Below are 6,441 nucleotides of genomic sequence, written 5' to 3' on the forward strand. Positions count from 1 at the left end.
GGCTGGGGCCGCGCAGCTCGGGGGGGTGGGCCGGTGGCGGCACGCGACGTCACGGACGCTTCACGGCGCCTGGATAGCGTGCGCCGCCAACCACCTGAAGGAGGAGCGTCCATGCACAAACAGGCAACGGCCCTTGCGGCCGCCATCGCCGCGCTGCTGGCCACACCGGCCAGCGCCGGCGTCGTGATCAGCCAGATCTACGGCGGCAACGGCAACGCGTTCGCGAACGATTACGTCGAGCTGTTCAACAACGGCCGCAGCGCGGTCGACCTGAGCGGCTGGTCCGTCCAGTACGCCAGCGCCACCGGCACGGGCAGCTTCGCCAGCAACGGCGTCACGCTGCTGTCGGGCACGGTGCAGCCCGGGCATTGGTACCTGGTTCAGCTGCGGGGCAGCAGCGCCGGCGCCACGCTGCCGACGTACGACGCGCTCGGCAACTCCGACATGTCGGGCAGCAACGGCAAGGTCGCGCTGGTCGACACCGCCACCGGCCTGGCCTGCAACGGCGGCTCCACCGCCTGCAGCGCCGAACAGCAGGCCCACCTGGTCGACCTGGTCGGCTACGGCAGCGCCAACTTCTACAAGGGCAGCGGCGCCGCACCTGCGGCCAGCAGCAGCACCGCGCTGCTGCGCAAGACCGGCGGCTGCACCGACAGCGGCAACAACGCCAGCGACTTCGTCACCGGCACCCCGGCCCCGCGCAACAGCGCGACGGCGGCGGTGCTCTGCTCGAGCGGTGGCGGCGACGACGGCGGCACGGTGGTGTCGCGCCGCATCGACGAGATCCAGGGCAGCGGCGAACAAAGCCCGCTGCTGGGTCAGACGGTCACGACCTCGGGCGTCGTCACCAAGCTGACGAACAACGGCTTCTTCCTGCAGGACCCGGCGGGCGACGGCAACCCGGCGACATCCGACGGCCTCTTCGTCTTCACCAGCAGCGCGCCCAGCGGCGTCGCCGCCGGCCAGCTGGTGCAGCTCACCGGCAAGGTGGCCGAGTTCGCCGCCGGCAGCGGCAGCGTCACCCAGCTCACCGGCCCGAGCGCGATCAGCGTGCTCGGCAGCGGCAGCATCACGCCGGTGGCGCTGACGCTGCCGGTCTCCGGTGGCCTGGAGCGCTACGAAGGCATGCTGGTCACGCTGGCCGGCCCGCTGACGGTGGACCAGAACTACTACCAGGCGCGCTACGGCCAGCTCACGCTGTCGGCCGGCGGCCGGCTGGAGACGCCGACCAACCGCTATCGCCCCGGCACCCAGGCCCAGGCGCTGGCGGCCGAGAACGCGGCACGCCGCATCGTGCTCGACGACGGCAGCTCGGCTCAGAACGTCAACCCGACGCCGTACACCGGCCCGAACGGCGCGCTGCGCGGCGGCGACCTGATCGGCTCGATCACCGGCGTCGTCGACTACGGCCTGTCGACCTCGACCAGCGGCGCCAGCGCGGCCAGCGACTACCGCATCCTGCCGCTGGACGCGGCCGCGCTGCGCTACACGATCGCCAACCCGCGGTCGGCCTCGGCGCCGGCGGTCGGCGGCAATCTGAAGGTGGCCAGCTTCAACGTGCTGAACTACTTCACCACCTTCACCAACGGCGCCACCGCGGGCGGCCAGACCGGCCAGGGCTGCAGCCAGGGTGGCGTCGTCTCGGCGTCCAACTGCCGCGGCGCCAACAGCCTGACCGAGTTCCAGCGCCAGCGGGCCAAGATCGTCGAGGCGCTGGCCGCGCTCGATGCCGACGTCGTCGGCCTGATGGAGATCCAGAACAACGGCACGGTCGCGGTGCAGAACCTCGTCGACGCGCTGAACCAGCGGGTCGGCAGCGGCAGCTACGCCGCGGTGCCCGAGCCGGCCGCCGGCAGCGGCAGCGACGCGATCAAGGTGGCGATGATCTACAAACCGGCACGTGTCGCCCGCGTCGGCGCGCCCGCCAGCGACACCGCCGCGGTGAACAGCCGCCCGCCGCTGGCGCAGACCTTCGCGCCGGCCAACGGCGAACGTTTCACCGTCGTCGTCAACCACCTGAAGAGCAAGAGCAGCTGCCCGGCCGCCGGCGACGCCGACGCGCCCGGCAACCTCGACAGCGGCGACGGCCAGGGCTGCTGGAACGCGCTGCGCGTCTCGCAGGCCGACCAGCTGCGGCGCTTCGTCGCTCAGCTGCAGGCGGCCAGCGCCAGCAACGACGTGCTGCTGGTCGGCGACTTCAACGCCTATGCGAAGGAAGACCCGGTGTTCCAGTTCACCGGCAGCGGCTACGTCGACGAGGTCGGCCGCTTCGGCAGCTTCGGTTACTCCTACGTCTTCGACGGCGCCGCTGGCCGCCTCGACCAGGCGATCTCCACCGCAACGCTGTCGCCCAAGGTCGCCGGCGCGGCGCACTGGCACATCAACGCCGACGAGTCGCTGGCGCACGACTACAACCTCGAGTTCAAGCAGCCGGCCTGCGCGACCTGCGCGCCCGATCCCTACGCCGCGACGCCGTACCGCTCGTCGGACCACGACCCGGTGGCCGTCGGCCTGAACCTGGTGAAGACGATCACCGCGTCGCCCACCAGCACCAGCGTCACCGGCACGCCGGGCGACGACTTCATCGTCAGCGGCGCCGGCCGGCGCACGCTGACCGGCGGTGGCGGCCGCGACACCTTCGTCTTCAGCGCCGGTTTCGCCGGTGGCGCGACGATCACCGACTTCGCGCCGGGCGACGACCGCATCTCCTTCGCCGAACTGCTGCGCAGCCTGCGCGTGCCGTCGACCGACCCGATCGGCCAGGGTTACCTGAGCTGCTCGGCCTCGGGCGCCGACGCGCTGCTGGCCATCGACCCCGACGCTGCCGGCCCCGCCGCCGCGCGCCCGATGGTGCTGGTCAAGGGCCGCTCGTGTGCCGAGCTGCTGAAGGCCTCGAACTTCCTCTTCTGAACCCGGAGACCTGGATGACCCGCCAACTCTTGTCCGCCGTGGCCCTCGCGGCCACGCTGTTCGCCGGCCTAGCCGCGCCCGCGCAGGCCGCGCTCTACCGTATCGACGGGGTCGTCGATTCCGGCTCGCTGGCCGGCACCGCCTTCAGCGGCAGCCTCGGTTTCGACGACCCGGTCGCCGGTTTCGACGGCAGCGTCGACCTGACCGGCTTCACGCTGGACTTCGCCGGCCACACCTACTCGCTGGACATGGCCGACGCCGGCAGCCTGCCGGTGGCCTGGTTCTCGGCCGGCAGCCTGCTGGGCGTGGACCTGCTGTTCAGCGGCGGCGACCCGCTGTCGCAGCCGCTGCTGGCGCTGGTGGCCGGCTTCACCGAAGCCAGCCAGGCCTTGCTGGCCTACGACACCACCGGTCTCGGCACCGAAGGCTACGGCAGCGTCGTGTTCACGGAGGTGACGCAGGACGTGCCGGAGCCGGCCAGCGCGGCGCTGGTGATGGCCGCGCTGGCCGGGGCGGCGCTGGCGCGCCGCCGTCGCCAGACCTGAGCGCTTACTTGCGCGCCGCGATCGCCTTCTCGGCGGCGCCGACAAGCTCGGCGCCGATCTGCGCCTTCCACTTGTCGTAGACCGGGCGCGTGGCCTTGACGAAGGCCACGCGTTCGGCCGGCGTCAGCTGCGTCACGGTGACGCCGTGGGCGCCGATTTCCTTCAGCAGCGGGTGCCCGGCCTCGACCAGGCCCTTGCGCGCGATCGCCACTTCTTCCTTGCCGGCGTCGACCGCCGCCTGGCGCACGATGGCCTGGTCGGCCGGCGTCCAGCTCTTCCAGACGTCCTTGTTGACGACGAAGATCAGCGGGTCGGCGACGTAGCCCCAGAGCGTCAGATGCTTCTGGCCGACGGTATGCAGCTTGGCGGCGGTGAAGATCGACAGCGGGTTCTCCTGGCCGTCGACCGCGCCCGAAGCCAGCGCCGGCTGGGCGTCGGCCCAGCTCATCTGCGTCGGGTTGGCGCCCAGCGCGCTGAAGGTGTCCAGGAACAGCGGCGAGCCGACGACGCGGATCTTCAGGCCCTTCAGGTCGGCCGGCGACTTGATCGGGTGCTTGCTGTTGCTGATCTCGCGGTAGCCGTTTTCGCCCCAGGCCAGCGGCAGCGCGCCGGCTTTGTCGATCACCTGGAACAGCTGCTTGCCGACCTCGCCCTGCGTCAGCGCGTCCAGCGCCCGGTAGTCGGGCAGCAGGAAGGGCAGCGAGAACAGGTTGAGCTGCCTGATCTGCGGCGACCAGTTGATCGTCGAGCCGATCGCCAGGTCGATGACGCCCTGGCGGATGGCGGCGAACTCGCGTGTCTGGTCGCCCTGCACGAGCGCGGTGCCCGGGTAGAGCTTGATGTTGATGCGGCCCTGCGTGCGTTCGCGCACGAGCTTCGCCCAGATCTCGCCGCCCTGGCCCCAGGGGAAGGCGGGGCCTAGCACCAGGCTCATCTTGTATTCGGCCTTGTAGCCAGCCGGCAGCGGCGCCTGGGCGTTGGCCAGGCCGGCGGCGGCCAGCGCGCAGGCGGCCAGCGTGAACTTCAGGAACGTGCGTTTCATCGTCTTCTCTCCTCGTTTAATAACCCAGCTGCCGCGGCAGCCACAGCGCGAGATCGGGCCAGACGATGACCGCGACCATCACCATGAACATCGCCAGCAGGAGCCAGCCGACCCAGCGCACGGTCTCCTCCATGCGCACCCCGGCGATGCGGCAGGACACCATCAGGTTCACCGCCAGTGGCGGCGTGAACTGCCCCAGCGCCACCTTCAGCGTCAGCAGCACGCCGAACCACACCGGGTCCCAGTGGTAGTGGTTGGCGATCGGCATCAAGAGCGGCACGAAGATCAGGAAGATCGACACGCCGTCCAGGAACATGCCGACGACGATCAGCATCAGGATCAGGAGCGCCAGCACGCCGTACTCGCCCAGGCCCGAGTTGACGATGGCGTTCGTCACCGGGTCGATCAGCCCCAGCGTCGACAGCGAGTACGCGAAGATGCCGGCCAGTGCCACGACGAGCAGGATCACCGCCGACAGCTCGCCCGACTCGCGCAGGATGACGACCAGGTCGCGCAGCCCGATCGTGCGGTGCACGACGACGCCGACGAACAGGCCGTAGAAGACGGCGACGACGGCGGCCTCGGTCGGCGTGAACCAGCCGGCGCGCATGCCGCCGAGGATCAGCACCGGCGCGAACAGGCCCCAGCTCGCTTCGCGCAGGCTGGCCCAGAAGGGCGGGCGCGGCAGCGCCGCTTCGGCCGCGCCCATGCCGTGTTTGCGCGACAGCCACACCGCCGGCACGATCAGCGCGATGCCGGCGAGCACGCCCGGGATCATGCCGGCGGCGAACAGCGCCGGCACCGAGGCGCCCGAGACCAGCACCGAATAGACGATGAAGGCGACGCTGGGCGGGATCAGGATGTCGGTGGCCGCGGCCGCGCCGACGATGCTGGCCGAGAACGCCGCCGGGTAGCCGGCTCGCGCCATCGCCGCGATCATCACGCCACCCACCGCGGCGGCGTTGGCCGGGCCCGAGCCCGAGATGCCGCCGAGGAACATCGCGACCACGATCGCCACCAGCGGCAGCATGCCGGGGCCGCGGCCGACGATGGCGATGGCGAAGTTCACCAGCCGCAGCGCGACGCCCGAGCGGTCGAAGATCGAGCCGACGAGCACGAACATCGGGATCGCCAGCAGCGGGTACTTGCCGAGTCCGGCGAAGAAGTTCTGCGGCACGGCCAGCAGGCCGAACCACTGCGTGTCCCAGTTGGCCAGCGCGATCGCCGCGGTGCCGGCCAGGCCGAGCGCGGCGCCGATCGGCACGCCCAGCAGCATCAGCGCGATGAAGGCGACGAAGAGCAGGGTGCCGATCATGGCCGCTCCTGGCGCCCGCGGCGGATGAACAGGCCGATCGCACGCCCGGCGATCGCCAGCGACAGCAGCGGCAGCCAGATCGAGTACCACCACTGCGGCACGCCGATCGCCGGCGAGGTTTCCTCCCACTGGATGTGGTCCCAGACGACACGCGCGCTGAGCACCGCCATGATCGTGAACAGCAGCGCCACCATCAGCGCGCCGAAACGCGCCAGCGCCCGCTGGCGCGACGCGGGGCCGCTGTCGGCGAAAGCCTCGATGCGGATGTGGCGGTTGCGCGCGACCGCCGCCGAGCCGGCGACCAGCGCCAGCACGATCATCAGGAAGACCGAGATCTCCTCGGTCCAGGCGAAGGACTGGTTGCTGAAGTAGCGCACCAGCACGTTGGCGAAGGTGATCAGCGCGAGCGCGGCCATCACGGCCACGGTGAGCCAGTCCTCGATCTTCAGCGGCACGGCCGTTTTTTCATCGGGCGTGGCAGGGGCGGGCGGCAGTTCGGATGGCGAGGACATCGGGGTTGCGCGGCGAAGGGGAGAAGGCGACACGAAGGTCGCACGCCGGGTACGCGAGCGCGGTTCGCGCTGCAAGCGGCCTGGCGGCGGCCGGTGGGCCGCGGCGGGGAGAAGGGG

The 6,441-nt window shown here is 71.1% G+C and carries 5 protein-coding genes; 2 read left to right on the plus strand and 3 right to left on the minus strand.

Annotated features, from left to right (window positions below):
* The first annotated feature begins 111 nt into the window (after nucleotides 1-111).
* Together CKO43_RS24565 and CKO43_RS24570 are read left to right on the plus strand one after the other, a co-directional pair.
* Nucleotides 112-2,910 carry an ExeM/NucH family extracellular endonuclease gene (locus CKO43_RS24565; RefSeq protein ID WP_200380311.1) on the plus strand — a complete coding sequence of 933 codons (2,799 nt, stop codon included), beginning with the start codon at nucleotides 112-114 and terminating at the stop codon, nucleotides 2,908-2,910.
* A 14-nt stretch (nucleotides 2,911-2,924) separates the two neighbouring features.
* On the plus strand, nucleotides 2,925-3,455 hold the full coding sequence (locus tag CKO43_RS24570; RefSeq protein WP_242481374.1) for a PEP-CTERM sorting domain-containing protein: 531 nt from the start codon (nucleotides 2,925-2,927) through the stop codon (nucleotides 3,453-3,455).
* Nucleotides 3,456-3,459: 4 nt separating this feature from the next.
* Here CKO43_RS24570 and CKO43_RS24575 read toward each other — a convergent pair whose 3' ends face one another.
* The 3 genes from CKO43_RS24575 to CKO43_RS24585 are packed head-to-tail and all read right to left on the minus strand — an operon-like array spanning nucleotide 3,460 to nucleotide 6,324.
* Complete coding sequence (locus CKO43_RS24575) at nucleotides 3,460-4,497, minus strand: DctP family TRAP transporter solute-binding subunit (protein WP_200380312.1); 1,038 nt, start codon at nucleotides 4,495-4,497, stop codon at nucleotides 3,460-3,462.
* 16 nt (nucleotides 4,498-4,513) lie between these two features.
* Nucleotides 4,514-5,812, minus strand: coding sequence for a TRAP transporter large permease (locus CKO43_RS24580; RefSeq protein WP_200227614.1), 1,299 nt, complete (start codon nucleotides 5,810-5,812; stop codon nucleotides 4,514-4,516).
* Nucleotides 5,809-6,324, minus strand: coding sequence for a TRAP transporter small permease (locus CKO43_RS24585; protein ID WP_200227612.1), 516 nt, complete (start codon nucleotides 6,322-6,324; stop codon nucleotides 5,809-5,811). The genes CKO43_RS24580 and CKO43_RS24585 overlap by 4 nt, the downstream gene beginning before the upstream one ends.
* Between the last annotated feature and the right edge of the window lie 117 nt (nucleotides 6,325-6,441).

It is taken from the genome of Rubrivivax gelatinosus, from assembly GCF_016583785.1.
GTDB lineage: Bacteria > Pseudomonadota > Gammaproteobacteria > Burkholderiales > Burkholderiaceae_C > Rubrivivax > Rubrivivax gelatinosus_B.